Genomic DNA, 26,218 nt, shown 5'->3' with positions numbered 1-26,218 from the left:
CCCCGTGACCCCCACGGCCACCCCACCCCCGTCCCCCCCCCCCGTCCGCGGCCCACGTGGGGGTCCTCCGGGGGGGCGGCCCCCCCACTCCCGGGCGGCCCGCCGGCCTGCGTCGCCTCCGGTGCACCCACCCGCCGCGGGGCGCTCGTCGCCTAATCGGACTGCGCTACGCCAATGGGGGCAAAGCACGCAACCCCGGCAGGGCTCAGGCCGTTGATGATCACGCAGCTCCTCCTCGGAGTCCGCCTTTCGAAAGGGATCGAACATGAAGAAGCTGTGGGCAACCGCGGCCGTTGCCGCCACCGTCGCCGGTTTCGCGGCCGCGGCCGCCCCTCAGGCCCTGGCCACCGGCAACGACAGCGGCACCAGCTCGGCCAGTGGCAACGCCGCCAAGTCGGAGTTCGGCAACTCGGCCACGTTCGGCGACCAGAGCCCGCAGCTCTCGCTGGTCCAGGGGTCGCTGAACAAGCCGTGCGTCGGTCTCCCGGTCAAGGCGAACCTCCAGGGCCTGGTCGGCGCCGCCGCCGTCGGCGTCCTGCAGGACGTGCCGGTCCTCTCCGCGCCGCAGAACCAGCAGTGCGTCGAGAACTCCACCCAGGCCAAGGGCGACGAGCCGCTCTCGCACATCCTGGACGACATCTCGGCCCTGTCCGCCAACGGCACCGGCAACCAGTAGTCCAGAAGCTCCGCGGGCGGCGGGCCACCGGTTCTCCCGGTGGCCCGCCGTCTTTTCATGCCCTGCGGCTCACTCTTTGTTCCTTTCCCGCGGCTCACTTTCGGTACAGCGCCTCGATCTCGTCGGCGTAGCGGGCGGTCACCGCGTGCCGCTTCACCTTGAGCGACGGGGTGAGCAGGCCGTTGTCCTCGGTGAAGTCGCCCTCGACCAGCACGAAGGCACGGATCGACTCGGCCCGGGAGACGGCCGCGTTGGCGTGGTCGACCGCCTTCTGCACCTCGGCCCGCAGCCGGTCGTCGCGCACCAGCTCGGCGAGCGGGGTGTCCGGCGGCAGCTTCCGTACGGACAGCCAGTGGGCCAGGGCCTCGGGGTCCAGGGTGATCAGCGCGGCGACGAAGGGCCGGTTGTCGCCGACCACCAGGCACTGGCCGACGGGCGCGCGGCTGCGCAGCCGGTCCTCCAGGACGGCCGGGGAGACGTTCTTGCCGCCGGAGGTGACCAGGAGGTCCTTCTTGCGGCCGGTGATGGTGAGATAGCCGTCCTCGTCGAGCGCGCCCAGGTCGCCGGTCGCGAACCAGCCTTCGTCCGGGAGCACTTCGGCGGTCGCGGCCGGGTTGTTCCAGTACGACCCGAAGACCACCGGCCCCTTGATCAGCACCTCGCCGTCGTCGGCGATCCGGACGGCCGTCCCGGGGATCGGCTGTCCGACCGTGCCGGGGCGGGGCGCCAGCGGCGGCACGATGGTGGCGGCCGCGCTGGTCTCGGTCAGGCCGTAGCCCTCGTAGACGACGATCCCGGCCGCGTGGAAGAACAGGTTGAGGTTCCGGTCGAGCGGGGAGCCGCCGCTGATGGCGTACCGCATCCGGCCGCCGAGTTCCTTGCGGATACGGCGGTAGACCAGCAGGTCGTACAGCGCCCAGGCGGCGTACAGGCCGGGGCCGGGGCCCTTTCCGGTGCCGAGGAACTTGTTCAGGTAGGCCTCGGCGAAGCGCACGCCGAGCCGTTCCGCCCGGTCGAAGGAGGCGGCCCGGCCGATCTTCTCGGCCGTCGCCCGCCCGGTGTCGTAGATCTTCTCGAAGAGGTACGGCACCCCGACCAGGAACGTGGGCCGGAACTCCCGGAGAGCGGGCCGGAGTTCGTCCGGCTTGACGCTCGGGAAGTGGCCCATCTCGATCCGGCCCATCAGGCAGGCGATCTGCAGCGTACGGCCCAGGATGTGGGCGAGCGGGAGGAACAGCAGGGTCGAGGCGGTCTGCCCGGTGACCGCCTGGAAGACCGGGTACAGCAGCTCGACCGTGTTGGCGGCCTCGGCGTGCAGGTTGGCGTGGGTGAGGACACAGCCCTTGGGGCGGCCGGTGGTGCCGGAGGTGTAGCAGACCGTGGCGGCCGACTCGGGGGTGAGGGTGCCACGTCGCTTGGTGACGTCCTCGTCGGGGAGGCCCGCGCCGAGGGCGGTGAGTTCGGCGACCGCGCCCGCGTCGAGTTCCCAGACGCGCGGGAGTCGAGGGTGCCCGGCGGTGCCGGTGGCGACGGTGGCGGTGTTCTCCGGGGTCTCGGTGACGACATGGCGGGCGCCGGAGTCCCGGACGATCCACTCCACCTGCTCGGCGGAGGAGGTGGGGTAGACCGGGACGGTCACCCCGCCCGCCGACCAGATGGCGAAGTCGAGGACCGTCCACTCGTAGCGGGTGCGGGACATCACGGCGACGCGATCGCCCACGGCGAGGCCGGCGCCGATCAACCCCTTTGCCACGGAGGTCACTTGGGCGGCGAAGGCGGCCGCCGTGACGGTTTCCTCGCGGCGCCGGATCGCCGTGGCGCCGGGATCCTCGGCCGCGTTGGTGTGGGGGAGGTCGGCGAGGGAGCCGGTGGCGAGGGGGGCGGCCAGGGGCGGTCGGCGCACCTCCCGTACGACACCGGCCTCGTCCTTGATGACTTCGACCTCGCCTCGGGCGGCGAGGTCGGTACGTCGACGTGCTCGCTTGAGGTCGCTGCGTACGCCCATGGGGCGTCAACTTACTCGTAAGTAAGGACGCGTCAATGGGTCGGGACGGGTTGGGTTTCGGGTGCGGATGTGCGGGGGCCGGTCGCGCCCACGCGGCGGTAGCCGCATATTGATACCGCCCCGCACCCCTTCGCGGCGCGCTTCAGCTCGCGGAGTCCGAACGATCCGCCTCCCTGATGGCTGTCGCCAGGTCGGACACGTTCTTGTCCTCTGTCGTCCGTGCCAGTGCCGTAGCTCGGGAACGCAGGGTGCCGAGGCCCGGCCTCCCGGGGATGCGGTAGTCACCGCCTCCCAGCTCGTCCGCGAAGTAGGCCGCCACCGCCGTCACTTGGAAGCGCGGGGACGCCGTCCAGACCGAGTGGTGCAGGGCGTCGGTCTCCATCGCGCCCGTGTCCTCGTGCGGGGCGCGGGTCTCGGGGTCGAGCCAGCGGACCGTGGCGGTGGCCAGGTGGCCGTCCGTGCCCGGCTTGGTGCGGACCGCGTAGAGGGCCGTCACCGTGTGGCCGGGGCCCACCTCGCCGCCGTCCACCCGGTCGTCGCGGAAGTCCTTGTCGGCGACCTTGCGGTCCTGGTAGCCGATCAGGCGGAAGTCGGCGACCGTGTGCGGGTCGAAGGCCACCTGGGCCTTGGCGTCGCGGGCCACCAGGTCGATGTTCTGCGGGAGTTGCTCGCTGAAGACCCGGTTCGCGGTGGCGGTGTCGGAGACGTACGTCGTGTGGCCGTCGCCCTTGTCGGCGAGGCGTTCCATGAGCGCGTCGCCGTAGTCGCTGCCCACGCCCACGCCGAACAGCGTGATGCCGTACTCGCGGCGGTCGCTGTCGATGCGCTTCAGGATGGCGTCGGGGTCGGTCTCGCCGTCGTTGGCGAGGCCGTCGGAGATCAGGACGACACGGTTGGTGGCGTCCTTGCGCAGGCCCGCGACGGCGGTGGCGTAGCCGGTCTCCACGCCCTCGCCGAGGTTGGTGGAGTAGAGGGCGGCGAGGCTGTCGACGGCGTCGTGGATCTCGCCGCGGTGACCGGCGAGGCGGGTCATCGGCAGGACCTTCTCGGCGCGTTCGCTGAAGGCGACGATCGCGACCGAGTCGTCGTCGCGCAGCCGGTCGGTCATCGTGTCCAGGGACTTCTTGGCGAGGTCCAGCCGGCCCGGCTCGTCCATGGAGCCGGAGACGTCGATGACGAAGGTGAGGGCCGCGGGCGGGCGTTCGGCGGTGGCGTCGGCGGGCCGGGTGGCGAGGCCCACCCGGACCAGGGACCAGTTCGGGTCGGTGGTGCGGGCGCCGTCCACCGTGACCGTGAAGCCGTCGCGGTCGGGGGTGGGGTAGTCCTGGCGGAAGCTGTTGACGAACTCCTCGGCGCGGACGGTCGAGGGGGCGGGGCGCCGGCCGTCGGCGAGGGTGCGGCGGGCGTAGCCGTAGGACGCGGTGTCCACGTCCAGGGCGAAGGTGGAGAGGTAGTCGGAGGACGGGGCGGTCGCGGAGTCCTCGTTCTGGCCCCGGCTGGGAGCCGGGGCCGGAAGGCCGTTGCGGTATCTCGCGTCGCTGGACGAGTGGCCGCTGTCGCCCGCGCTGCAGGCCGTCAGCAGCAGGGCGCCCGCGGTGGTGACGGCGAGCAGTGCCCCGGAGATCTGTCGTCGGGTCCGGTCTCGGTCCATCGTGTGTGCCCCCTGTGCCGGTCGGAGTCGGCTTCCTGGCTCTGTGGCCTTGTATCGACTCTGACGGCGCAGGGGGGTGGAACGTGCGACCCGAAGCGTTGCGGATGGATCTCGAACCGGGCACGGACCAGGGGTTTCGAGGCCGGAGGGAGATCGTCCGGTGACCTAGGAGACCACGTCCTTGCGGGCGAAACCCCGGAAGGCCAGGGCGAACAGCACCAGGGCGTACGTTATGGAAACCGCGGTGCCCTGGATCATGCCGGACCACTCGGGATGCGGCTGTACGGCGTCCGCCCAGGCGAACTGCCAGTGGGCGGGCAGGAAGTCGCGCCAGTGGCCGAGGGCGGTGACGGCGTCCAGGACGTTGCCGGCGATGGTCAGGCCGACCGCGCCGCCGACCGCGCCGAGGGGCGCGTCCGTCCTGGTGGAGAGCCAGAACGCCAGCCCCGCGGTGACCAGTTGGGACAGGAAGATGTACACCACCACGACCGCGAGGCGCTGGGCCGCGGTGCCGGTGCCGAGTTCGCCGCCGGTCGGGATCTGCAGCGGTCCCCAGCCGTAGGCGGCGCTGCCGACGGCCAGGGCGACCAGCGGCAGCAGGACCATCGCGGCCAGGCTGAGGCCGAGGGCGACGACCAGCTTGGACCAGAGCAGACGGGCCCGGGGCACGGGCGCGGCGAGCAGATAGCGCAGCGAGGACCAGCTGGCCTCCGAGGCCACCGTGTCCCCGCAGAACAGGGCGACCGGGATGACCAGCAGGAAGCCCGCCGACACGAACAGGTTGACGGCGGCGAAGTTCGCGCCGGACGCGGTGGCCGTGTCCAGCAGGGTGACCTGGCCGTTCCGCTCGCCCGGCTGGCCGCCGATCGCGAACGCGATCAGCAGGACGAAGGGCAGGGCGGCCAGGATCCCGCCCATCACCAGGGTGCGGCGGCGCTTGAGCTGGCGGACCAGCTCGACGCGCAGCGGCAGGGTGCGGCCCGCCTGATAGCCGGAGGCGACCTCGGTGAGCGTGCTCATGCGGAACCTCCGATCAGGGTGAGGAAGGCGTCTTCGAGACGGCGGTGGGGGCCCACCGACGCCACGGGCACGTCGAGCCGGACGAGTTCGGCGACCAGTCGCGATGCGCTGCCGCCGGGCTCCATGCGGACCAGCAGTCCGTCGTCCGTGCGGGTCACCGAGGCGACGCCGGACAGCGCGGCGACCTTCTCCACCACCGGTTCCTCCACGGGCACGCCGGTGCCGACGAGCAGGGTGTCGCCGGAGCCGACGATCTCCGCGACCGGGCCGGCCTGGATCAGCCGGCCGCGGTCCATCACCACGAGGTGGGTGCAGGACTGCTCGACCTCGGCGAGGAGATGGCTGGAGACGATCACCGTACGGCCGGCGGCCGCGTAGCGGATCATCACCTCGCGCATCTCGCGGATCTGCGGCGGGTCCAGGCCGTTGGTCGGTTCGTCGAGGATCAGCAGGTCCGGCAGGCCGAGCATGGCCTGGGCGATGGCGAGGCGCTGGCGCATGCCCTGTGAGTAGGTGCGGACCGCGCGGGCCAGGGCGTCGCCGAGGCCCGCGATCTCCAGGGCCTCCTCGATGTGGGAGTCCGCCGCCGGGCGGCCGGTGGCCTGCCAGTACAGCTCCAGGTTGGCCCGGCCGGAGAGGTGCGGCAGGAAACCGGCGCCCTCCACGAAGGCGCCGACCCGGGAGAGGACGGGGGCACCGGGACGGACGGCGTGGCCGAAGACCCGGATCTCGCCGTCGTCCGGCTTGATCAGGCCCATCAGCATGCGCAGGGTGGTGGTCTTGCCCGCGCCGTTCGGGCCGAGCAGGCCGAGGACCTGGCCCTTCTCGACGCGGAAGGACAGCTCGCGGACCGCGTACCGGTCCGTGGAGCCCGCGTAGCGCTTGCTCAGGTCCGTGATCTGCAGCGGGACTTCGGCGAGCTCGGGGTCGGGTGCCGGGGTGGCGGTACGGCGGCGGCCGGTGAACAGCAGGGCCAGGGCGGCGAGCGCTCCGGCCGACGGCAGCCACCACACCCAGGCGGGCAGCGCCGCGGCGGCCGTGTCCACCCGGGGTGCCGTCGGCACGCTGAGGGCGCCCTTGAGGGCGACCGTGTAGGTCGCCGGGGCGGTCGGGGAGGCGTAGCCGAGGTCGGTGGAGGCGAGGACCAGGCGCAGCCGGTGGCCCTTCTGCACCTCGTGGTCGATCGCCGGGAGGGTGATCGTGACGTCCTTGCCGGACCTGGCTCCCTCGACGCGGAACGGGGCGACCAGCTGGGCGGGCAGCACCTGCTGGGTGCCGCCCGGGCCGACGTCGTACACCTTGCCGAAGAGCACGGCGTCGTCGCTCGTCGAGGTGATGTGGACGGTGGCCGTGGGTGAGCCGGTGATCTGCACGTTGTCGGCGACGGGCGCCGAGTCGAAGCGGGCGTACTGGCCCGGGAAGTCCAGGGAGACGCCGACGCCGAGGGAGGAGAGCTGGGCGAGGCCGCCGCCGGCGCCGAGGCCGGGCAGCGCGGAGACGGCGGGCGGGGTGGCGCCCGCCGGGTTCTGGATGCGCTGTGTGCCGCCCGTCAGGGCGATGGACTTCCGGTCGCTCTCCAGGCCGGGGTAGCTGTCCGAGGTCGCGCCCCGCAGCTGGGCGGCGCCGTCGGTGGAGTCGACGCCCCCGGTGCGGGTGATCCGGAAGGCCGGGCCGGTGCCGGTGGCCTTGTCGTCCTTCAGGTAGCGGTCGAACCAGGAGGTGATCCGGCCCTCGACGCGGCTGGTCTCCAGGTCGCCGCCGTCGTGGCCGCCGGCGATCCAGTCGACGTCGACGGGGGCGCCGTTGGCCCGGATCGCCTTCGCCGCGGCGTCGGACTGGGCGAGCGTGAAGAGGGAGTCGGTCTGGCCCTGGAAGAGCAGGGTCGGCACCTTGATGCGGGCGCCGACGGCCGACGGCGAGCGCTCCTCCAGGAGCTTGACCGCGGCCGCGTCCGGCTTGCCCGACTCGGCGACCCGGTCGTACATCGCGCACAGCGCCGGCTCGAACCTGGCGCAGCCGCCGCCGGTGTTGAAGAAGATCCCGGCCCACAGCTTCTTGAAGACGCCGTTCGGGAACAGGGCGTCCGCGAGATTCCAGTAGGTGATCGAGGGGGCGATCGCGTCCACGCGCGGGTCGTAGCCGGCGGCCAGGAGGGAGATCGCGCCGCCGTAGGAGCCGCCGGCCATGCCGACGCGGGGGTCGCCGGGCTTGTCGAGCCGGACCTGGGGCTGCTTCGCCAGCCAGTCGATGAGCCGGGAGACGTCGGCGACCTCGCCCTGCGGGTCGTTCAGGCCGATGCTGCCGGTCGACCTGCCGAAGCCGCGGGCGGACCAGGTGAGGACCGCGTAGCCCTGGCGGGCGAGGTCCTCGGCCTCCTGGCGCATGTCGGCCTTGGAGCCGCCGAAGCCGTGGGCGAGGAGGACCGCGGGGCGTCGGCCGGTACCGGGGGTGGTGAAGAACGAGGTGTCCAGCCGGACCCCGTCGACGGCCATGACCTTGTCGGACCGGTGCACCTGGGTCGGGTCGTCGGACGCGACGGCCGTCCACGTGCCGGCGCCGACGAGCACGACGACGGCGGCCGCGGCGGACAGAAGCCGTCGCGGCCGCCGAAGCAGGGCTCGTAGGCCGGGGGGTCGAAGATCCATGCCCTCAACGGTACGGGCCCGTACTGACATCCGATGCCGACGGTGGGCTGAACAGCGGGCCATCCCCGAGGAGTAGGGGTGGGTCACCGTGTACTTCGAGCGCGGTACGGCGGGCTGCCCCGAGGACGCCGCGGGCGCCCCTCGGAATCCCGCCGCCCTTCACTGTCCCGCCGCGACGGTGCTCCGCCACGTGGTCCCCCGCGGGCCGGTGGGGGCTGGGCGCGCGGTTCCCCGCGCCCCTGGGCAGGTGCCCCTCCCCGGCGTTCGCAACACACCGCTGCTTGCCCCTTCCGCCGCGGCGGCGATCAGCCACGACGGCGGACTCCGGCGCTGCCGAACCGCCCCGTGGCCGTCAGGACGCCACGTCCTCCGGGATCGAGACCACCCAGTGGGTCTCCTTGCGGGGGCGGAGGTAGAAGGCCCAGTAGAGGGTTGCCGCTGCCGTGATGCCGCCGGTCCACAGGAGGTAGACGGTTTCCTGCTGGGTGAGGATGTAGGCGAGGACGGCGATGAGCACGATCGGCATCGCCGGCCACAGGGGCATGCGCCAGGCCGGGGTGTGCTGGTGCGCGCCCCGGCGGGCCAGCAGCGCGGCGACGGCGACCAGGAGGTACATGCCGGTCACCGACACGCCCGTCACGCCGTACAGGGTGTCCAGGTTGACGAAGCAGAGCAGGGCGCCGGGGACGCCGACGGCGAGGGTGGCCACCCAGGGGGAGCCGAAGCGGCCGAGCCGGGACAGGGCCGTGTTGACCGGGCCGGGCCAGGCCTTGTCGCGGGCCGAGGCGAACAGGACGCGGGAGTTCTGGATGACCATGACGATGCCCGCGTTGATGATGGCGAGGGCCACGCAGAGGCTGACGAAGGTGCCGACCGCGGAGTTGGACCAGGCGGTGACCATGGAGCTGATGTCGCCGCCCGTCAGTTCCTTGAGGTCGGACGCGCCCATGGTGATCGCCGCCACCGGGACCAGGATGATCACCGTGGAGATCGCGAGGGTCGCCAGGACCGTACGGGCGACGTTGCGGCGCGGGTTCTCCAGTTCCTCGGAGAGGTAGACCGCCGTGGAGAAGCCCTGGGTGACGAAGAGAGCGATGGCCAGCCCGGAGACCACCAGCATCGCGGTGACGGTGGTGGTGTGGCCGCCCGTGTCCGCCACCTGCATGGAGGTGAGGCTGCCGGCTCCGCGGTGGCTGTGGGAGAAGCCCAGTACGGCCACCACGCCCGCCGCGATGACCTCCAGGACCAGGAAGATGCCGGTGATCCAGGCGTTCGCGCGCAGGTCCAGGAGGCCGGCGAGGGTCGCGAGCAGCATCACGCCGGCGCCGGTCATGGCCGGGTCCAGGTGGACGATCGGGGCCAGGTAGTCGGCCGTGCCCATCGCGATCACCGGGGGCACGATCATCACGACGAGGAGGGAGAGGACGAAGACCAGCCAGCCGGCCAGGCGACCCGCCATCGTGGAGACCATCGCGTACTCGCCGCCCGCGCTGGGGATGAGCGTGCCCAGCTCCGAGTAGCAGAACGCCACGGCGATACAGAGGAGGGAGCCGATGGCGATCGTCAGGGCGGTGGCGGTGCCGAGGGACCCGAACAGGTCGGGCACGACCACGAAGAGCGTCGAGGCGGGGGTCACGCAGGAGAGGGTCAGGAGGGTGCCGCCGACCACGCCGATGGAGCGCTTGAGCGTCTTGGGGCTGTCGGACACCTCGGGGAGGGCGGTCTCGACGGGGCGGAGCGTGTCGGTCATGCGGCGGTTCCGATCGCGTCGTTGCGGATGCCTCCGGCGGTTGGGCTGTGCTGCATGGAACCCCGACGAAAACCGCTGCGTCAATGGCTGTTTACCTTCGGATTCCGCACTCGTAAAGCGGCGAGGGTCACATCGCATTCGCAGGGTTGAACACGCGAAGAAGGCAATCATCAAGCCTTCCGATCGCATGACCTTGGTTTCGAAGGTCACCTATCGAGATCGCTTAAGTCATCCGTTTCATCCCGTCCACACGGGAACCGCAGCACCGCCGACAAAAAAAGTCGAGGCCGTCCGGTATCCGGACGGCCTCGACTGGATCAGTCGGTCACTCTCAGTGGTTGCGCGGGAAGCCCAGGTCGACACCGGCCGGGGCCTCGGACGGGTCCGGCCAGCGGGTCGTGACGACCTTGCCGCGGGTGTAGAAGTGCGTGCCGTCGTTGCCGTAGATGTGGTGGTCGCCGAAGAGCGAGTCCTTCCAGCCGCCGAAGCTGTGGTAGCCGACGGGGACCGGGATCGGGACGTTCACGCCGACCATGCCGGCCTCGATCTCCAGCTGGAAGCGGCGGGCGGCGCCGCCGTCCCGGGTGAAGATCGCGGTGCCGTTGCCGAACGGCGAGGCGTTGATGAGGGCCACGCCGTCCTCGTAGGTGTCCACGCGCAGCACGCACAGCACCGGGCCGAAGATCTCGTCCTGGTAGGCCTTCGCGGAGGTGGGCACCTTGTCGAGCAGCGAGATGCCGATCCAGTGGCCGTCCTCGAAGCCGTCCACCGTGTAGCCGGTGCCGTCCAGGACGACCTCGCAGCCCTCGGCGGCCGCGCCCTCGACGTAGGAGGCCACCTTGTCGCGGTGGACCGCCGTGATCAGCGGACCCATCTCGGAGGCCGGGTCGTTGCCGGGGCCGATCTTGATCTTCTCGGCGCGCTCGCGGATCTTCGCCACCAGCTCGTCACCGATGGAGCCGACCGCGACGACGGCCGAGATGGCCATGCAGCGCTCGCCCGCCGAGCCGTAGGCCGCGGAGACGGCCGCGTCGGCCGCCGCGTCCAGGTCGGCGTCCGGGAGGACCAGCATGTGGTTCTTGGCGCCGCCCAGGGCCTGTACCCGCTTGTGGTTCGCGGAGGCGGTGGTGTGGATGTGGCGGGCGATCGGGGTCGAGCCGACGAAGGAGACGGCCTTGACGTCCGGGTGCTCCAGGAGACGGTCCACGGCCACCTTGTCGCCGTGCACGACGTTGAAGACACCGTCCGGCAGGCCGGCCTCGGCCAGCAGCTCGGCGATCTTGATCGAGGCGGAGGGGTCCTTCTCGGACGGCTTGAGGACGAAGGTGTTGCCGGTCGCGATGGCGATCGGGAACATCCACATCGGGACCATCGCCGGGAAGTTGAACGGCGTGATGCCCGCGACCACGCCCAGCGGCTGGCGGATCGAGGAGACGTCCACGCGGCTGGCGACCTGCGTCGACAGCTCGCCCTTCAGCTGCACGTTGATGCCGCAGGCCAGGTCCACGATCTCCAGGCCGCGGGCGACCTCGCCGAGCGCGTCCGAGTGCACCTTGCCGTGCTCGGCGGTGATCAGCTCGGCGATGGCGTCCCGGTTGGCGTCCAGCAGGGCGCGGAAGCGGAACAGGATCTCCGTGCGCTTGGCCAGCGAGGACTGGCCCCAGGTCGCGTAGGCCTCCTTGGCGGCCTGGACCGCCGCGTCGACCTCGTCGACCGAGGCGAACGCGACCTTGGTGGTGACGGCGCCGGTCGCCGGGTCGGTGACCGGCCCGTACGTGCCCGACGCGCCTTCGACGGTCTTGCCGCCGATCCAGTGGTTGACGATCTTCGTCATGACCGGTTACTCCTTCACAGATGGCGGCGTCGGGTCGAGACGTGCCGTTCGTACAGCTCACGTGCCTTGACCGCGGACGCTCGGGTCGCGGTCTCGGCCACAGGTACATCCCACCAGGCCTGCGCGGGAGGCGGGCCCGACACAGTGTCGGCCGTTTCGGTCTCCACGTAGACACATGTGGGAGTGTCGGCGGCCCGCGCCTCGGCGAGCGCCGAGCGCAGGTCATCGACGGTCTTGGCGCGCAGGACGCGCATGCCGAGGCTGGCCGCGTTGGCGGCCAGGTCGACGGGGAGCGGGGCACCGGTGAGGGTGCCGTCCGCGGAGGGGAAGCGGTAGGCGGTGCCGTACCGCTCGCCACCCACCGACTCGGAGAGTCCGCCGATGGAGGCGTAGCCGTGGTTCTGCACCAGCAGCACCTTGATGGCTGTCCCCTCCTGTACGGCGGTGACTATCTCGGTCGGCATCATCAGATACGTGCCGTCACCGACCAGCGCCCAGACGTTCCGGTCGGGCGCCGCGAGTTTCACTCCGATGGCGGCCGGGATCTCGTAGCCCATGCACGAGTAGCCGTACTCCAGGTGGTACTGGTCCCGCGACCGGGTCCGCCACATCCGGTGCAGGTCGCCGGGGAGCGAGCCGGCCGCGTTGACCAGGATGTCCGTCTCGTCGACGAGCGCGTCCAGGGCGCCGAGGACCTGTGGCTGGGTCGGCCGGACGTCCGGCTCCTCGGCCTCGTAGCAGGCGTCGACGCGCTGTTCCCAGCGCTCCTTGTCCTCGGTGTACTCGGTGACGTAGGAGTCGGCCACGCGGTGGTCGTGCAGGGCCAGTGCCTCGGTCAGTCCGGCGAGGCCGCCGCGGGCGTCGGCGATCAGGGGCAGCCCGGCGAGCTTGTGGCCGTCGTGGGGCGCGATGTTGAGGTTGAGGAAGCGGACGTCCGGGTTCTCGAAGAGGGTGCCGGAGGCCGTGGTGAAGTCGGTGTAGCGGGTGCCGACGCCGATCACCAGGTCGGCGGTGCGGGCGAGTTCGTCGGCGGTGGCGGTGCCGGTGTGGCCGACGCCGCCGACGTCCTGCGGGTGGTCCCAGCGCAGCGAGCCCTTGCCGGCCTGCGTGGACGCTACCGGGATGCGGGTGGCCGCGGCGAACTCGGCGAGGACGGCCTCGGCGCGGCTGTGGTGGACCCCGCCGCCCGCGATGACCAGGGGACGCCGGGCGTTCCTGATCGCCCTTACGGCGGCGGCCAGTTCGACCGGGTCGGCGGCCGGCCGTCGTACCGTCCACACCCGCTTGGCGAAGAACTCCTCCGGCCAGTCGTACGCCTCGGCCTGGACGTCCTGCGGGAGCGCGAGGGTCACGGCGCCGGTCTCGACGGGGTCGGTGAGCACGCGCATGGCGGCGAGGGCGGAGGGGATCAGCTGCTCGGGGCGGGTGATCCGGTCGAAGAACCGCGACACCGGGCGCAGGGTGTCGTTGACCGACACGTCGGCGGCGTACGGGACCTCGAGTTGCTGGAGGACCGGGTCGGCGGGGCGGGTCGCGAAGACGTCGCCGGGCAGGAGCAGGACCGGAAGGTGGTTGATCGTCGCGAGGGCGGCGCCGGTGACCAGGTTGGTGGCGCCGGGGCCGACGGAGGTGCTGACGGCGTGCGTGGCGAGACGGTTCGACTGACGCGCGTAGCCGACGGCCGCGTGCACCATGGCCTGTTCGTTGCGGCCCTGGTGGTACGGCATCTCGTCCGCGTGCTCCAGGAGTGCCTGGCCGAGGCCGGCCACGTTGCCGTGGCCGAAGATGCCCCAGGTGGCGCCGATCAGGCGGCGGCGCTCGCCGTCCCGTTCGGTGTACTGGGCGGCGAGGAAGCGGACAAGCGCTTGCGCGACGGTGAGCCGTATCGTCATCGATACCCCTCGGTGTGATCCGGGTGGAAGCAGATCCGCCACTCCCGCGTCTCACCCGGCCCCGCCATGACGTTCAGGTAGTACATGTCGTGCCCGGGCTGCGCGATCGACGGGCCGTGCCATCCGTCGGGAACGAGCACGGCGTCGCCGGAGCGGACCTCGGCGAGGACGTCCGTACCGCCCTCACGGGAGGGGAATACGCGCTGATAGCCGAAACCGTTCGGGCCGTCGATCTCGAAGTAGTAGATCTCCTCCAGCTCCGACTCCTCGCCGGGCCGGTGCTCGTCGTGCTTGTGCGACGGGTACGAGGACCAGTTGCCGCCCGGGGTGATGACCTCGACGGCGATGAGCTTGTCGCAGTCGAAGGCGTCCGCGGAGGCGAAGTTGCGCACCTGGCGGGCGCTGGTGCCGCTGCCGCGGTCTTCGACGGGGACCTCCGGCGCGGGGCCGTAGCGGGCGGGGAGTCGTCGCTCGCACTTCGCTCCTGCCAGGGCGAAGCGGCCTCCCGCGCCGGAGGCGATCTGGACCTGGGCGTCCCGGGGCACGTAGACGAAGTCGGAGACTCCGGCGAACACGCTCTCCCGGCCCAGGATCTGGAACTCTGTTCCCTCCGTTCGCACCGTACAACCGCCTGCCAGCGGAAGCACGATCCACTCGCTGTCCCCCGTGGTGAACAAGTGGCTGCCGCCAGGCGCCAGTTCGACGATCCGCAGACTGCTGTGCGCCCAGCCGGCCCGCTTCGGGTCGACGTCGAGCACGTACTGTGCGTTCGCGGTCGAACCCTTGCTCAGGTGCAGCTCGTTCGTCGTCATCAGGGCCTCACAGCAGTCCTACGGCGGTGTCCACGGCGGCGGCCACGTCGCCGTCCGCCGGGTACAGCAGCGAGCGGCCGACCACCAGGCCGCGCACGGTGGGGAGTTGGAGGGCGCTGCGCCACTTCTCGTAGGCGCCGTCCTGATCGTCGCCCACTTCGCCGCCCAGGAGCACGGCGGGCAGCGTGGACGTCTCCATGACCTGGGCCATGTCGTCGGGGTTGTCGGTGACCGGCACCTTGAGCCAGGTGTAGGCCGAACTCCCGCCGAGGCCGGAGGCGATGGCGATGGACCGGGTGACCGCCTCGGCGGACAGGTCGTTCCTGACCTTGCCCTCGGGGGTGCGGCTGCTGATGAACGGCTCGACGAAGACCGGCAGTCGGCGTGCGGCCATGTCGTCGATGGCGCGGGCGGTGGACTCCAGGGTGGTCAGCGAGCCCGGGTCGTCGTAGTCGATCCGCAGCAGCAGCTTGCCGGCGTCGAACCCGAGGCGCTGTATGTCCTCGGCGCGGTGGCCGGTGAACCGGTCGTCGAGCTCGAAGCGGGCGCCCTGCAGTCCGCCGCGGTTCATCGAGCCCATGACGACCTTGCCGTCGAGGACGCCGAGCAGCAGCAGGTCGTCGAGGATGTCGGCGGTGGCGAGGACGCCGTCGACGCCGGGCCGGGACAGCGCCAGGCAGAGCCGCTCCAGCAGTTCCGCCCGGTTGGCCATGGCGAGCTTGTCGCCGCCCACGCCGAGGGCGCCGCGGGCCGGGTGGTCGGCGGCGACGATCATCAGCCTGCCGTCCTCGTCGAGGAGCGGACGGCGGCTTCGCCGCGCGGCCGCCTCGGCGATGGCCTCGGGGTGGTGGGTGCGGGTGTGGACGAGGGCCGCGATGTCCACGCCCGGCTGCTTGGCGGGGGCCGCGGCGTCGTGGTGCGCGCCCGCGACGCGGCCGGCCCTCACAGCACCGCTCCGGCGGCGAGCGCGGCCGCGATCTCGTCGCCGGTCGGCATGGCGGACGAGCACTCCAGGCGGGAGGCCACGATGGCGCCGGCCGCGTTGGCGTGCCGCATGATCTTCTCCAGGTCCCAGCCTTCGAGGAGGCCGTGGCAGAGGGAACCGCCGAAGGCGTCACCGGCACCGAGTCCGTTGAGGACGTTCACGGGCAGCGGCGGCACCTCGGCGGAGTCGCCGTCGCGGTTGACGGCGAGGACGCCCTTGGGCCCCTGCTTGACGACGGCGATCTCGACACCGGCGTCGAGCAGGGCCTGCGCGGCGGCCTGCGGCTCCCGCACGCCGGTCGCCACCTCGACCTCGTCGAGGTTGCCGACGGCGACGGTGGTGTGCTTGAGGGCCTCGGTGTAGAAGGGGCGGGCCGACTCCGGGTCGCTCCAGAACATCGGCCGCCAGTCGAGGTCGAAGACGGTGGTCCCGGCCTTGGCGCGGTGGGCGAGGGCCGCGAGGGTCGCCGTACGGCTGGGCTCCTCGCTCAGGCCGGTGCCGGTGACCCAGAAGATCCGGGCCTCGCGGACGGCGCCGAGGTCCAGGTCGTGGGCGTCGATCTCCAGGTCCGGGGCCTTGGGCTGCCGGTAGAAGTACAGCGGGAAGTCGTCCGGCGGGAAGACCTCGCAGAAGGTGACCGGGGTGTTCAGTCCGGGCACGGCGGTGACCCAGCGGTCGTCCACCCCGAAGTCGCGCAGCGCCTCGTGCAGGTAGCTGCCGAAGGCGTCCTGACCGGTGCGGCTGATGACGGCGGTGTTCCGGCCCAGGCGGGCGGCGGCCACGGCCACGTTCGTCGCCGACCCGCCGAGGAACTTGCCGAAGGACGACACCTGGGCGAGCGGGACACCGGTCTGGAGCGGATAGAGATCCACCCCGATCCGCCCCATGGTGATCAGGTCGTACGCCATCGGTTTCCCTTCGTCACGGCTCTCCCCCGGTTTGTAGTCCTGGACAGGAGGTCGTGTCAATGGTTTGTCCGGACATTCGGACGAGAGGATGGCGACAGGCCGGCCCCGGGACGGCGGGTGCGGCCCGCTCACACCGCCCCACACATGTCAACGCGCCCCGCTGACACACCCGCGCGCAGCTATGCCCCAGGCGTGTCACAAACACCCCTCTTGTGTCACACATGTCACGCCTACGCGGGTTCTCGGTCACACCAGGTCCACAGCCGCTTGCTCACAGTCACGCTCCGTCGTTGACGGGGCACAGGCTTTGTGATCGCCAGCGCAGCGTCCGGCTCCCCCGACGACCGCCTCCGGTCGCCCCCGCGGCGCGCGCAGGGAGGTGCATCTCATGACCGACCGACCGCTCTGGTCCTACAAGGAGATCGCGGCACACATCCGGGTGCAGCCCGACACCGTCCGCTCCTACCGCAAACACGGGCTGCTCCCGCCACCCGACCACGTCGAGAGCGGCAAGCCCTACTGGTACGCCGACACGGTCCGCGCCTGGGTCGCCTCCCGGCCGGGCAACAGAAACCGCAGAGACGCCTGAACCGCGGCCGGCGGGGCGCTCAGGCCCACGGCTCGATGACCGTCACCCCGGCCCCCGGGGCGCCGCCCATCGCCGCAAGGGCCCGTGGCGCCGCGTCCAGGGTGATCGTCGAGGTCACCAGGAGGTCGGGGCGGAGGGTGCCCGCGCGGACCAGTTCGAGCATGGCGGGGTAGGCGTGCGCCGCCATGCCGTGGCTGCCGAGGAGTTCCAGTTCCAGGGCGAGCGCGCGGGCCAGGGGTACGGGGGTGGTGCCGTCCGGGGACGGCAGCAGGCCCACCTGGACGTGACGGCCGCGGCGGCGCAGGGAGTTGACCGAGGCGGCGGCGGTGGGCGGTGAGCCGAGGGCGTCCAGGGAGAGGTGGCTGCCGCCGGCGGTCAGCTCGCGGACCGTCGCCGCCGGGTCGTCGTCGGCCCCCGCGTCCACACAGTGCGCCGCGCCGAACCTCCTTGCCAGGTCCAGGGCTTGGGCCGACACGTCGACCGCGACCACCCGCGCTCCGGCCGCCGCCGCGATCATCACCGCCGACAGGCCCACGCCTCCGCAGCCGTACACCGACACCCACTCCCCCGCCGCGACCCTGCCCCGCTGCACCACCGCGCGGAACGCCGTCGCGAAGCGGCAGCCCAGGGAGGCGGCCGTCGTGTACGCCATGCCCTCGGGGATCGCCACCAGGTTCACGTCGGCGTGGTCCAGGGCCACGTACTGGGCGAAGGAACCCCAGTGCGTGAAGCCGGGCTGGGTCTGGCGTTCGCAGACCTGCTGGTCGCCGGCCGCGCAGGACGGGCAGCCGCCGCAGGCGCAGACGAAGGGGACGGTGACCCGGTCGCCGGGGCGCCGGCCGGTCACCGCGGCGCCGACCTCCTCGACCACACCGGCGAGTTCATGGCCGGGCACGTGCGGAAGCGTGATGTCCGGGTCGTGGCCCGCCCAGCCGTGCCAGTCGCTCCGGCACAGGCCGGTGGCCTCGACCCGGACCACCACTCCGTGCGGGGCCGGGCGGGGGTCCGGCACCTCCCGCACCTCGGCGGGGCTGCCGTAGTGGTCGAAGACGACTGCTCGCATGGGCGCGTGCTCCTTCCGGGGGGCTCCGCGAAGGCTAAGCGGCCCGGGGGCCGTCGTGCAGCGCCGGTTCCGGGCTCGTCGCGGCCGGATGTCCCCTCACCGCCTTCGGACTGCGACATTCAACGCATATGCCTAGAGTGCGGGTAATCGCCTCACTCCAGACCCGCCAGCCCCGACCCGCCGGGCGCCGCTCGCGCCCGCAGGAGCACCCAGGGGGACCCACCCGTGACCCACTCTCCGTCGCCCCGTCGGCCGCAGGCCCGTATCCCCGGGCCGCAGCAGCCGCCACCGCCGTTCCCCCGTATCCGCCCCGGCCTGTGGAAGCGCTGCCTCGGCGGCGGGCTCGCCCTGTGGGCGCTGACCGCGGTGGTGACGTACGCGACGAAGAACACCACGCTGCTGCCGACGCTCATCCTGCTCGGCAGCTTCCTCGTCCCGGTCGCCTTCGTGCTGTGGGCCTACGAGCGGCACGGCCGTGACCTCGGCGTCAGCGCGATCCTCGGCTGCTTCCTGACCGGCGGCACGCTCGGGGTGCTGGGCGCCTCGGTGATGGAGTCCTACCTCGTCCGCCCCTCCTGGGGGATGTTCGTCGCCGTCGGCCTGATCGAGGAGGCGGTGAAGCTCGGCGCGCTGATGTTCGTGCTGCGCCGGCTGCCCGGGATCCGGGGCATGCGGGCCGGGCTGGTGCTCGGCGCCGCCGTCGGCTTCGGCTTCGCGGCCCTGGAGAGCGCCGGCTACGCCTTCAACGCGGCGGTCTCCACCGAGGGCATCGACCTGCGGGCGCTGATCGAGACGGAGATCCTGCGCGGGGTGCTCGCCCCCTTCGGGCACGGCCTGTGGACGGCGATCGCCGGCGGGGTCCTGCTCTCCTGCCGCCGCCCGAACGGCCGCTTCCGCCTCACCGTCCCGGTCGTGGGCACCTACCTCGGTGTCGCCCTGCTGCACGCCCTGTGGGACTCCACGCACGGCATCGCGATCTGGCTGGTGGCCCGGCTGGCGGACACCGGACTGGACCGGCGGCTTTTCGCCCAGGGATACATCCCGCGCCCCACGGCCGCACAGGAGCACCTCTTCACCCTGTTCTCGGTCGGTCTGCTGGTGCTCGTCGCGCTGCTCGGCATCGCCTGGGTGCGCTCGCTGGCGCGCCGGGACCCCTCTTGGAGAAATACCCCCTAGGGGTATAGTGTGAAAACAGTGGGGTTCCCTCGCGGGCCCCACCGGCCCCACACGCCTCCACGAGGAGAACGACATGACCGCCCAGACCGACACCCAGGGTTCCGTGACCGTCGTCTACAAGGTGACCGGCATGAGCTGCGGACACTGTGAGGGTTCCGTCTCCGCCGAGATCTCCCAGCTGCCCGGCGTCAGCTCGGTGAAGGCCGTCGCGTCCAGCGGTGAGGTCACGGTCGTCTCCGCGGGCCCGCTCGACGAGGAGGCGGTCCGCGCCGCCGTCGACGAGGCGGGCTTCGAACTCGTCGGCCGGGTCTGACCTCGCCGAAGCCGCGGCCGGCACCCGCGACACGCGCAAAACGCGCAACACCCGCAGCACGTACGACGGAAACGTATCTCTCCGCCGGGCCGTGCCGACCAGCTGATACTGGCTCCGCGCGGTCCGGTCCGTTGTCTGGAGTCCGGACATGACCAGCACCACCACCGCAGAGACACAGATAGCCGAGCCGGCCCCCGGCCCGACGGCCGAGGTCGAGCTGCTCATCGGCGGGATGACCTGCGCCTCCTGCGCGGCCCGGGTCGAGAAGAAGCTCAACCGCATGGACGGCGTCACCGCCACGGTGAACTACGCGACCGAGAAGGCGAAGGTCACATACCCCGGGGGGGTCCAGGTCGCCGACCTGATCGCCACGGTCGTGAAGACCGGGTACACCGCCGAGGAGCCCGCACCCCCGGAGCCGGAACAGGAACCGGAACCGCAGGCCAGGCCCGAGCGGGATCCCGAACTCGCCGCCCTCCGTCATCGCCTGCTCGTCTCCGCCCTGCTGGCCGCGCCGGTGGTGCTGCTCGCCATGGTCCCGGCGTGGCAGTTCGACAACTGGCAGTGGCTGTCCCTGACGCTCGCCGCTCCGGTCGTCGTCTGGGGCGGCCTGCCGTTCCACCGGGCCGCCTGGACCAACGCCCGGCACGGCGCGGCCACCATGGACACCCTGGTCTCGGTCGGCACGCTGGCCGCGTTCGGCTGGTCGCTGTGGGCGCTGTTCTTCGGCGACGCGGGCATGACCGGCATGCACGACGAGTTCCGGCTCACCGTCTCCCGGGCGGACGGCGGCATGGGGGGCGCGTCCTCGATCTACCTCGAGGTCGCCTCCGGGGTCGTCGCGCTGATCCTGCTCGGCCGCTATCTGGAGGCCCGCTCCAAGCGGCGGGCGGGGGCGGCCCTGCGGGCGCTGATGGAGCTGGGCGCCAGGGACGTGGCGGTGCTGCGGGCCGGACGTGAGGTCCGGGTCCCGGTGGCGTCGTTGGCGGTCGGCGACCGGTTCGTCGTACGGCCCGGGGAGAAGATCGCGACCGACGGGACCGTGGTCGAGGGCGCCTCGGCGGTGGACGCCTCGATGCTGACCGGCGAGTCGGTACCGGTGGACGTCTCCGTGGGCGACGCCGTCACGGGCGCGACCGTCAACGCGGGCGGGCGGCTGGTCGTCGAGGCCGGCCGGGTCGGGGCCGACACCCAGCTCGCGCGGATGGCGCGGCTGGTGGCGGACGCGCAGAACGGCAAGGCCGAGGTGCAGCGGCTCGCCGACCGGATCTCCGCCGTCTTCGTGCCCGTCGTCATCCTGATCGCGCTCGCGACCTTCGGGGTCTGGCTCGGTGTCACCGGAGACACGGCCGCCGCGTTCACGGCCGCCGTCGCCGTGCTGATCATCGCCTGCCCGTGCGCCCTGGGCCTGGCCACGCCGACCGCGCTGATGGTCGGCACCGGGCGGGGCGCGCAGCTCGGCATCCTCATCAAGGGCCCGGAGGTGCTGGAGTCCACGCGCCGGGTCGACACCGTCGTGCTCGACAAGACCGGGACGGTGACCACCGGACGGATGAGCCTCCAGGAGGTGTACGTCGCCGACGGCACCGACAAGGACGAGGTGCTGCGGCTCGCGGGCGCCCTCGAACACGCCTCGGAGCATCCGGTGGCGCGGGCGATCGCCGCGGGGGCCGAGGAGCGGGTCGGGGCCCTGCCTGCGGCCGAGCACTTCGAGAACGTCCCCGGGCGAGGCGTACGCGGGCGCGTGGACGGCCGTGAGGTGGCCGTGGGACGTCTCTTCGACGCCGTACCGGAGGAGTTGACCGCCGCCCGCTCCCGGGCCGAGGAGGAGGGCCGTACGGCCGTCCTGGCCGGCTGGGGCGGCGAGGCCCGCGCCGTTCTCGCCCTGGCGGACACGGTCAAGGAGACCAGCGCCGAGGCGGTGCGCGAACTGCGGGACCTCGGGCTGACGCCGGTGCTGCTGACCGGGGACAACCGGGCGGTGGCCGAGGCGGTGGCCCGGGCGGTCGGGATCGACTCCCAGGACGTGCTCGCCGAGGTGCTGCCCGAGGAGAAGGCCGACGTCGTACGACGGCTGCAGCGCGAGGGGCGCACGGTCGCCATGGTCGGCGACGGCGTCAACGACGCGGCCGCACTGGCCACCGCCGATCTGGGGCTCGCGATGGGCACGGGGACGGACGCGGCGATCGAGGCCGGCGATCTGACCCTGGTCCGCGGCGACCTGCGGGTGGCGGCGGACGCGATCCGGCTCTCCCGGCGGACCCTCGCCACCATCAAGGGCAACCTCGTGTGGGCCTTCGGCTACAACGTGGCCGCGCTCCCGCTGGCCGCCGCCGGACTGCTCAACCCGATGATCGCGGGGGCCGCGATGGCCTTCTCGTCCGTGTTCGTGGTGACCAACAGCCTGCGGCTGCGCACCTTCCGCTGAAAGTTACCGCCGGTTCGCGGCAGCGGATGCAGAAGTCCCCCTGGAGTCCAACGCGCACCTCACATAAGCTCTTCACAAGGCTCGCGCATCATCCTTACGCTTGAGCTCCGATCGCCGTATCGGGGCTCTTGCGCATCTAACGGACATATGCAAGAGACGCAGATCACAGTGATGTGAACGTAACCATCGAAGGGGTTCGAAGGTCTAAGTTGGCGATGTCAGACCAGCGTCTTGGGGGGCGCTGACCTGGTATCTGGGGATGTCTTGGGGGACTTCCTCAGAGATGCGTTGCCGGGACACGTACGACGGGAAGCTTTGAGCGGCCCTCCCGTGCGGTACGGGTCCCGGCAGACCGCACCGCATCACTGGAGCACGACAGCAGCACTACACGTAGTACGGCGAGTTCTGCTCGTTGTGCTCAAAGCAGCGAATTCAGGCGCTGCCATACCGAGCGCCCGGCCGGATCCCGTGGGGGGAATCCGCACCGGGACACGGGAAGGCGCCCTGGTCGCCGGCCCGTGGGGGGACCGGCGCTCCAGGGCGCCTTCTGCTGTGCGTGTGCGGTTTTCAGCCGTGACCGTACGATCTCCGCCGCGTTCCGCCGTGTCCGTGCGGCGGGGGCACCGATGACGGCGGCGCCCCCTGACCGGCGACGGCTGGGGTCAGCGCTCCTCGACCGGCACGAAGTCGCGCTCGACGACACCCGTGTAGATCTGACGCGGACGGCCGATGCGGGAACCCGGCTCCTTGATCATTTCCTGCCACTGGGCGATCCAGCCCGGCAGCCGGCCGAGGGCGAACAGGACCGTGAACATCTCGGTCGGGAAGCCCATCGCGCGGTAGATCAGGCCGGTGTAGAAGTCGACGTTCGGGTAGAGGTTGCGCGAGACGAAGTAGTCGTCGGAGAGCGCGTGCTCCTCCAGCTTCAGCGCGATGTCCAGCAGCTCGTCGGACTTGCCGAGCGCGGAGAGGACGTCGTGCGCGGCCGACTTGATGATCTTGGCGCGCGGGTCGAAGGACTTGTAGACCCGGTGGCCGAAGCCCATCAGGCGGACGCCGTCCTCCTTGTTCTTCACCTTGCGGATGAAGGAGTCGACGTCACCGCCGTTGGCCTGGATGCCCTCCAGCATCTCCAGCACGGACTGGTTGGCGCCACCGTGCAGGGGCCCCCACAGGGCGGAGATGCCGGCCGAGATCGACGCGAACATGTTCGCCTGCGACGAGCCGACCAGACGGACCGTCGACGTCGAGCAGTTCTGCTCGTGGTCGGCGTGCAGGATCAGCAGCTTGTCCAGCGCCGAGACGACGACCGGGTCCAGCTCGTAGTCCTGCGCCGGCACCGAGAACGTCATGCGCAGGAAGTTCTCCACGTAGGAGAGGTCGTTGCGCGGGTAGACGAACGGGTGGCCGACCGACTTCTTGTACGCGTACGCGGCGATCGTCGGAAGCTTGGCGAGCAGACGGATGGTGGAGAGGTCGCGCTGCTTCGCGTCGAACGGGTTGTGGCTGTCCTGGTAGAACGTGGACAGCGCCGACACCACCGACGACAGCATGGCCATCGGGTGGGCGTCGCGCGGGAAGCCCCGGTAGAAGTTCTTGACGTCCTCGTGCAGCAGGGTGTGCCGCGTGATCTCGTTCTTGAACGTGGTCAGCTCGTCCACGGTCGGCAGCTCGCCGTTGATCAGCAGGTACGCCACCTCCAGGAAGGTGGAGCGCTCCGCCAGCTGCTCGATCGGGTAGCCGCGGTACCGAAGGATGCCCGCCTCACCGTCGAGGTAGGTAATGGCGGATTTGTAGGCGGCAGTGTTGCCGTACCCGCTGTCCAGGGTCACCAGACCGGTCTGGGCGCGGAGCTTCCCGATGTCGAAGCCCTTGTCGCCGACGGTGCTGTCGACCACCGGGTAGGTGTACTCGCCGTCGCCGTACCGCAGTACTACAGAGTTGTCGCTCACGTCTTCCCTCACCGACGTAGTGCCTCATCTTCGAGGTGCCCTGACTGTCTCTACCATCCCCCATTTGGCTCAGGAGAGTGCACTCGGGGTCGGCCATTAGGCCCATCGACGGCACTCAGTGCCGCCAACCTGCTCATCCTGCCCCCTTGTCTCGCCATCTGGAAGTGCTCTGTGACCTTCACGACTCATTTGATCGATCATTTTTCGTGATGGCCCCCGGCGCGTCACCTATGAGCCCCTATGAGCCGCCGCGGAGCCGGAAGTCCAGTGCCGTACAGCGCCGTCCTGCCGACACCGTGCGCACCGCCTGACCGATCGCCTTGCGTGAACCGACGAGCACGACCAGCTGCTTGGCCCGGGTGACCGCCGTGTAGAGGAGGTTCCGTTGGAGCATCATCCAGGCGCCGGTGGTGACCGGGATCACCACGGCGGGATATTCACTTCCCTGTGAACGGTGGATGGTCACCGCGTAGGCGTGGGCCAGTTCGTCCAGTTCGTCGAACTCGTACGGAACCTCCTCGTCCTCGTCGGTCAGCACCGTGAGGCGCTGGTCGACCGGGTCGAGCGAGGTGACCACGCCCACGGTGCCGTTGAAGACACCGTTCTTGCCCTTCTCGTAATTGTTGCGGATCTGGGTGACCTTGTCGCCGACCCGGAAGACTCGCCCGCCGAACCGCTTCTCGGCGAGGTCGGGACGGCCGGGCGTGATGGCCTGCTGCAACAGACCGTTGAGCACACCCGCGCCCGCCGGCCCCCGGTGCATGGGCGCGAGCACCTGCACGTCCCGCCGTGGGTCGAGGCCGAACCTGGCCGGGATGCGGCGGGCGGCGACGTCGACGGTGAGCCGCCCGGCCTCCTCCGTCTCGTCCTCCACGAAAAGGAAGAAGTCCTTCATCCCCTCGGTGACCGGGGTCTGCCCCGCGTTGATCCGGTGCGCGTTGGTCACCACCCCCGACTGCTGGGCCTGCCGGAAGACCCGGGTGAGACGGACGGCGGGGAGCGGACCGTCCTCGGCGAGCAGGTCCCGGAGCACCTCCCCCGCCCCGACGCTGGGCAGTTGGTCGACGTCCCCGACGAACAGCAGGTGCGCGCCGGGCGGTACGGCCTTCACCAGCTTGTTGGCGAGGAGCAGATCCAGCATCGACGCCTCGTCGACCACCACCAGGTCGGCGTCCAGCGGCCGGTCCCGGTCGTAGGCCGCGTCACCGCCGGGCTTCAGCTCCAGCAGACGGTGCACGGTCGACGCGTCCGCGCCGGTCAGCTCGGCGAGCCGTTTGGCGGCCCGGCCGGTCGGGGCGGCGAGCACCACCTTGGCCCGCCTGGCCCGCGCCAGCTCCACGATCGACCTGACGGTGAACGACTTGCCGCATCCCGGCCCGCCGGTCAGCACGGCGACCTTCTCGGTCAGCGCCAGCTTGACGGCGGCCTCCTGCTCGGGTGCGAGGTCGGTACCGGTGCGGTCCTTCAGCCAGGCGAGCGCCTTGTCCCAGGCGACGTTCCTGAACGACGGCATCCGGTCGTCGCCGGTGCGCAGCAGCCGCAACAGCTGGGAGGCGAGCGCCACTTCGGCGCGGTGGAAGGGCACGAGGTAGACGGCGGTGACGGGTTCGGCGTCGGGGGCGGGGCCGGGCAGCCTCTCCCGTACGACACCGGGGTCCTCCCCGTCCTCGGGCGGCGCGGCCAGCTCGGCGAGACAGTCGATGACGAGCCCGGTGTCGACCTGGAGCAGCTTGACCGCGTCGGCGATCAGCCGCTCCTCGGGGAGATAGCAGTGCCCCTGATCGGCGGACTGCGACAGGGCGTACTGCAACCCTGCCTTCACCCGCTCCGGACTGTCATGGGGAATCCCGACGGACTGGGCGATCTTGTCGGCGGTGAGGAACCCGATGCCCCAGACGTCGGCGGCGAGCCGGTAGGGCTGGTTCTTGACGACGGAGATCGAGGCGTCGCCGTACTTCTTGTAGATGCGCACGGCGATCGAGGTGGACACCTCGACGGTCTGCAGGAAGAGCATGACCTCCTTGATCGCCTTCTGCTCCTCCCAGGCGTCGGCGATCTTCTTGGTCCGCTTCGGCCCGAGCCCCGGCACCTCGACGAGCCGCTTCGGCTCCTCCTCGATGATCCGGAGGGTGTCCATGCCGAAGTGCTGGGTGATCCGGTCGGCGAAGACCGGCCCGATCCCCTTGACGAGACCCGAGCCGAGGTAACGCCGGATGCCCTGGACGGTGGCCGGCAGCACGGTCGTGTAGTTCTCGACGGTGAACTGCTTGCCGTACTGAGGATGCGAGCCCCAGCGCCCCTCCATCCGCAGCGACTCCCCCACCTGCGCGCCGAGCAGCGCGCCGACGACGGTGAGGAGATCACCGGCACCTCTGCCGGTGTCGACGCGGGCGACCGTGTACCCGTTCTCCTCGTTGGCGTAGGTGATGCGTTCGAGCACGCCTTCGACGGTGGCGAGCCGTCGTTCGCCGGTGGGGGTCCCCGTCTGCTGAGCCATGATCCGACGGTACCGGTGGGGA

Annotated in this window: 18 protein-coding genes; 5 read left to right on the top strand and 13 right to left on the bottom strand. The window is 71.3% G+C overall.

Annotated elements, in window-relative coordinates; all coding sequences use genetic code 11:
- The first annotated feature begins 265 nt into the window (after positions 1–265).
- Complete coding sequence (locus ABZ642_RS33460) at positions 266–676, top strand: rodlin (protein ID WP_360490836.1); 411 nt, start codon at positions 266–268, stop codon at positions 674–676.
- Positions 677–770: 94 nt separating this feature from the next.
- Here the strand turns inward: ABZ642_RS33460 and ABZ642_RS33455 are convergent, their stop codons facing one another.
- The 10 genes from ABZ642_RS33455 to iolC all read right to left on the bottom strand — a co-directional run bounded on the left by ABZ642_RS33455 (position 771) and on the right by iolC (position 16,178).
- Positions 771–2,681, bottom strand: coding sequence for an AMP-dependent synthetase/ligase (locus ABZ642_RS33455; protein WP_360490833.1), 1,911 nt, complete (start codon positions 2,679–2,681; stop codon positions 771–773).
- A 142-nt stretch (positions 2,682–2,823) separates the two neighbouring features.
- A complete protein-coding gene (locus ABZ642_RS33450; protein WP_360490830.1) occupies positions 2,824–4,332 on the bottom strand; it encodes a von Willebrand factor type A domain-containing protein in 1,509 nt (502 codons plus the stop codon).
- 165 nt (positions 4,333–4,497) lie between these two features.
- On the bottom strand, positions 4,498–5,352 hold the full coding sequence (locus tag ABZ642_RS33445; protein ID WP_360490827.1) for an ABC transporter permease: 855 nt from the start codon (positions 5,350–5,352) through the stop codon (positions 4,498–4,500).
- Positions 5,349–7,997, bottom strand: a complete 2,649-nt coding sequence (locus ABZ642_RS33440; RefSeq protein ID WP_360490824.1) for a CocE/NonD family hydrolase — start codon at positions 7,995–7,997, stop codon at positions 5,349–5,351. Before ABZ642_RS33440 ends, ABZ642_RS33445 begins: the two co-directional genes overlap by 4 nt.
- A gap of 352 nt (positions 7,998–8,349) precedes the next feature.
- Entirely contained in the window at positions 8,350–9,747 is a 1,398-nt protein-coding gene (locus ABZ642_RS33435; protein WP_360490821.1) for an APC family permease, read from the bottom strand.
- Between the two features lie 331 nt (positions 9,748–10,078).
- Positions 10,079–11,581 (bottom strand): CoA-acylating methylmalonate-semialdehyde dehydrogenase, encoded by a 1,503-nt coding sequence (mmsA, locus tag ABZ642_RS33430; protein ID WP_360490818.1) that lies wholly within the window; start codon positions 11,579–11,581, stop codon positions 10,079–10,081.
- A 14-nt stretch (positions 11,582–11,595) separates the two neighbouring features.
- Positions 11,596–13,473 carry a 3D-(3,5/4)-trihydroxycyclohexane-1,2-dione acylhydrolase (decyclizing) gene (iolD, locus tag ABZ642_RS33425; RefSeq protein ID WP_360490815.1) on the bottom strand — a complete coding sequence of 626 codons (1,878 nt, stop codon included), beginning with the start codon at positions 13,471–13,473 and terminating at the stop codon, positions 11,596–11,598.
- Positions 13,470–14,285 (bottom strand): 5-deoxy-glucuronate isomerase, encoded by an 816-nt coding sequence (iolB, locus tag ABZ642_RS33420; protein WP_360490811.1) that lies wholly within the window; start codon positions 14,283–14,285, stop codon positions 13,470–13,472. The genes iolD and iolB overlap by 4 nt, the downstream gene beginning before the upstream one ends.
- 7 nt (positions 14,286–14,292) lie before the next feature.
- Positions 14,293–15,168, bottom strand: coding sequence for a deoxyribose-phosphate aldolase (locus ABZ642_RS33415; protein WP_360490851.1), 876 nt, complete (start codon positions 15,166–15,168; stop codon positions 14,293–14,295).
- Positions 15,169–15,227: 59 nt separating this feature from the next.
- Entirely contained in the window at positions 15,228–16,178 is a 951-nt protein-coding gene (gene iolC / locus ABZ642_RS33410) for a 5-dehydro-2-deoxygluconokinase (RefSeq protein ID WP_360490808.1), read from the bottom strand.
- A gap of 388 nt (positions 16,179–16,566) precedes the next feature.
- On the opposite strand from iolC, the gene ABZ642_RS33405 reads away from it, so the two are divergent.
- On the top strand, positions 16,567–16,767 hold the full coding sequence (locus ABZ642_RS33405; RefSeq protein ID WP_360490805.1) for a MerR family transcriptional regulator: 201 nt from the start codon (positions 16,567–16,569) through the stop codon (positions 16,765–16,767).
- 19 nt (positions 16,768–16,786) lie between these two features.
- Here the strand turns inward: ABZ642_RS33405 and ABZ642_RS33400 are convergent, their stop codons facing one another.
- On the bottom strand, positions 16,787–17,830 hold the full coding sequence (locus ABZ642_RS33400; RefSeq protein ID WP_360490802.1) for an alcohol dehydrogenase catalytic domain-containing protein: 1,044 nt from the start codon (positions 17,828–17,830) through the stop codon (positions 16,787–16,789).
- 225 nt (positions 17,831–18,055) lie between these two features.
- On the opposite strand from ABZ642_RS33400, the gene ABZ642_RS33395 reads away from it, so the two are divergent.
- The 3 genes from ABZ642_RS33395 (at position 18,056) to ABZ642_RS33385 (ending at position 21,747) form a co-directional block, all read left to right on the top strand.
- Complete coding sequence (locus tag ABZ642_RS33395) at positions 18,056–19,006, top strand: PrsW family intramembrane metalloprotease (RefSeq protein WP_360490799.1); 951 nt, start codon at positions 18,056–18,058, stop codon at positions 19,004–19,006.
- Between the two features lie 73 nt (positions 19,007–19,079).
- Positions 19,080–19,319, top strand: a complete 240-nt coding sequence (locus ABZ642_RS33390) for a heavy-metal-associated domain-containing protein (RefSeq protein ID WP_360490797.1) — start codon at positions 19,080–19,082, stop codon at positions 19,317–19,319.
- 148 nt (positions 19,320–19,467) lie between these two features.
- Positions 19,468–21,747: a heavy metal translocating P-type ATPase gene (locus tag ABZ642_RS33385; protein WP_360490794.1), complete on the top strand. Its 2,280-nt coding sequence runs from the start codon at positions 19,468–19,470 to the stop codon at positions 21,745–21,747.
- A gap of 662 nt (positions 21,748–22,409) precedes the next feature.
- Here the strand turns inward: ABZ642_RS33385 and ABZ642_RS33380 are convergent.
- Together ABZ642_RS33380 and ABZ642_RS33375 are read right to left on the bottom strand one after the other, a co-directional pair.
- Positions 22,410–23,699 (bottom strand): citrate synthase, encoded by a 1,290-nt coding sequence (locus tag ABZ642_RS33380; protein ID WP_351690840.1) that lies wholly within the window; start codon positions 23,697–23,699, stop codon positions 22,410–22,412.
- Positions 23,700–23,937: 238 nt separating this feature from the next.
- Positions 23,938–26,196: an ATP-dependent RecD-like DNA helicase gene (locus tag ABZ642_RS33375; protein ID WP_360490791.1), complete on the bottom strand. Its 2,259-nt coding sequence runs from the start codon at positions 26,194–26,196 to the stop codon at positions 23,938–23,940.
- Positions 26,197–26,218 lie beyond the last annotated feature (22 nt).

Origin of the sequence: Streptomyces sp. NPDC007157, assembly GCF_040634235.1 — a bacterium.
Classification (GTDB): domain Bacteria; phylum Actinomycetota; class Actinomycetes; order Streptomycetales; family Streptomycetaceae; genus Streptomyces.
This window is presented reverse-complemented; position numbering and strand designations above follow the sequence as displayed.

Bases quoted from the DNA above. Each gene is read 5' to 3' on its own strand.
- ABZ642_RS33460 (WP_360490836.1), top strand. From the start codon at position 266: ATGAAGAAGCTGTGGGCAACCGCGGCCGTTGCCGCCACCGTCGCCGGT.
- ABZ642_RS33455 (WP_360490833.1), bottom strand. From the start codon at position 2,681: ATGGGCGTACGCAGCGACCTCAAGCGAGCACGTCGACGTACCGACCTC.
- ABZ642_RS33450 (WP_360490830.1), bottom strand. From the start codon at position 4,332: ATGGACCGAGACCGGACCCGACGACAGATCTCCGGGGCACTGCTCGCC.
- ABZ642_RS33445 (WP_360490827.1), bottom strand. From the start codon at position 5,352: ATGAGCACGCTCACCGAGGTCGCCTCCGGCTATCAGGCGGGCCGCACC.
- ABZ642_RS33440 (WP_360490824.1), bottom strand. From the start codon at position 7,997: ATGGATCTTCGACCCCCCGGCCTACGAGCCCTGCTTCGGCGGCCGCGA.
- ABZ642_RS33435 (WP_360490821.1), bottom strand. From the start codon at position 9,747: ATGACCGACACGCTCCGCCCCGTCGAGACCGCCCTCCCCGAGGTGTCC.
- mmsA (WP_360490818.1), bottom strand. From the start codon at position 11,581: ATGACGAAGATCGTCAACCACTGGATCGGCGGCAAGACCGTCGAAGGC.
- iolD (WP_360490815.1), bottom strand. From the start codon at position 13,473: ATGACGATACGGCTCACCGTCGCGCAAGCGCTTGTCCGCTTCCTCGCC.
- iolB (WP_360490811.1), bottom strand. From the start codon at position 14,285: ATGACGACGAACGAGCTGCACCTGAGCAAGGGTTCGACCGCGAACGCA.
- iolC (WP_360490808.1), bottom strand. From the start codon at position 16,178: ATGGCGTACGACCTGATCACCATGGGGCGGATCGGGGTGGATCTCTAT.
- ABZ642_RS33405 (WP_360490805.1), top strand. From the start codon at position 16,567: ATGACCGACCGACCGCTCTGGTCCTACAAGGAGATCGCGGCACACATC.
- ABZ642_RS33400 (WP_360490802.1), bottom strand. From the start codon at position 17,830: ATGCGAGCAGTCGTCTTCGACCACTACGGCAGCCCCGCCGAGGTGCGG.
- ABZ642_RS33390 (WP_360490797.1), top strand. From the start codon at position 19,080: ATGACCGCCCAGACCGACACCCAGGGTTCCGTGACCGTCGTCTACAAG.
- ABZ642_RS33385 (WP_360490794.1), top strand. From the start codon at position 19,468: ATGACCAGCACCACCACCGCAGAGACACAGATAGCCGAGCCGGCCCCC.
- ABZ642_RS33375 (WP_360490791.1), bottom strand. From the start codon at position 26,196: ATGGCTCAGCAGACGGGGACCCCCACCGGCGAACGACGGCTCGCCACC.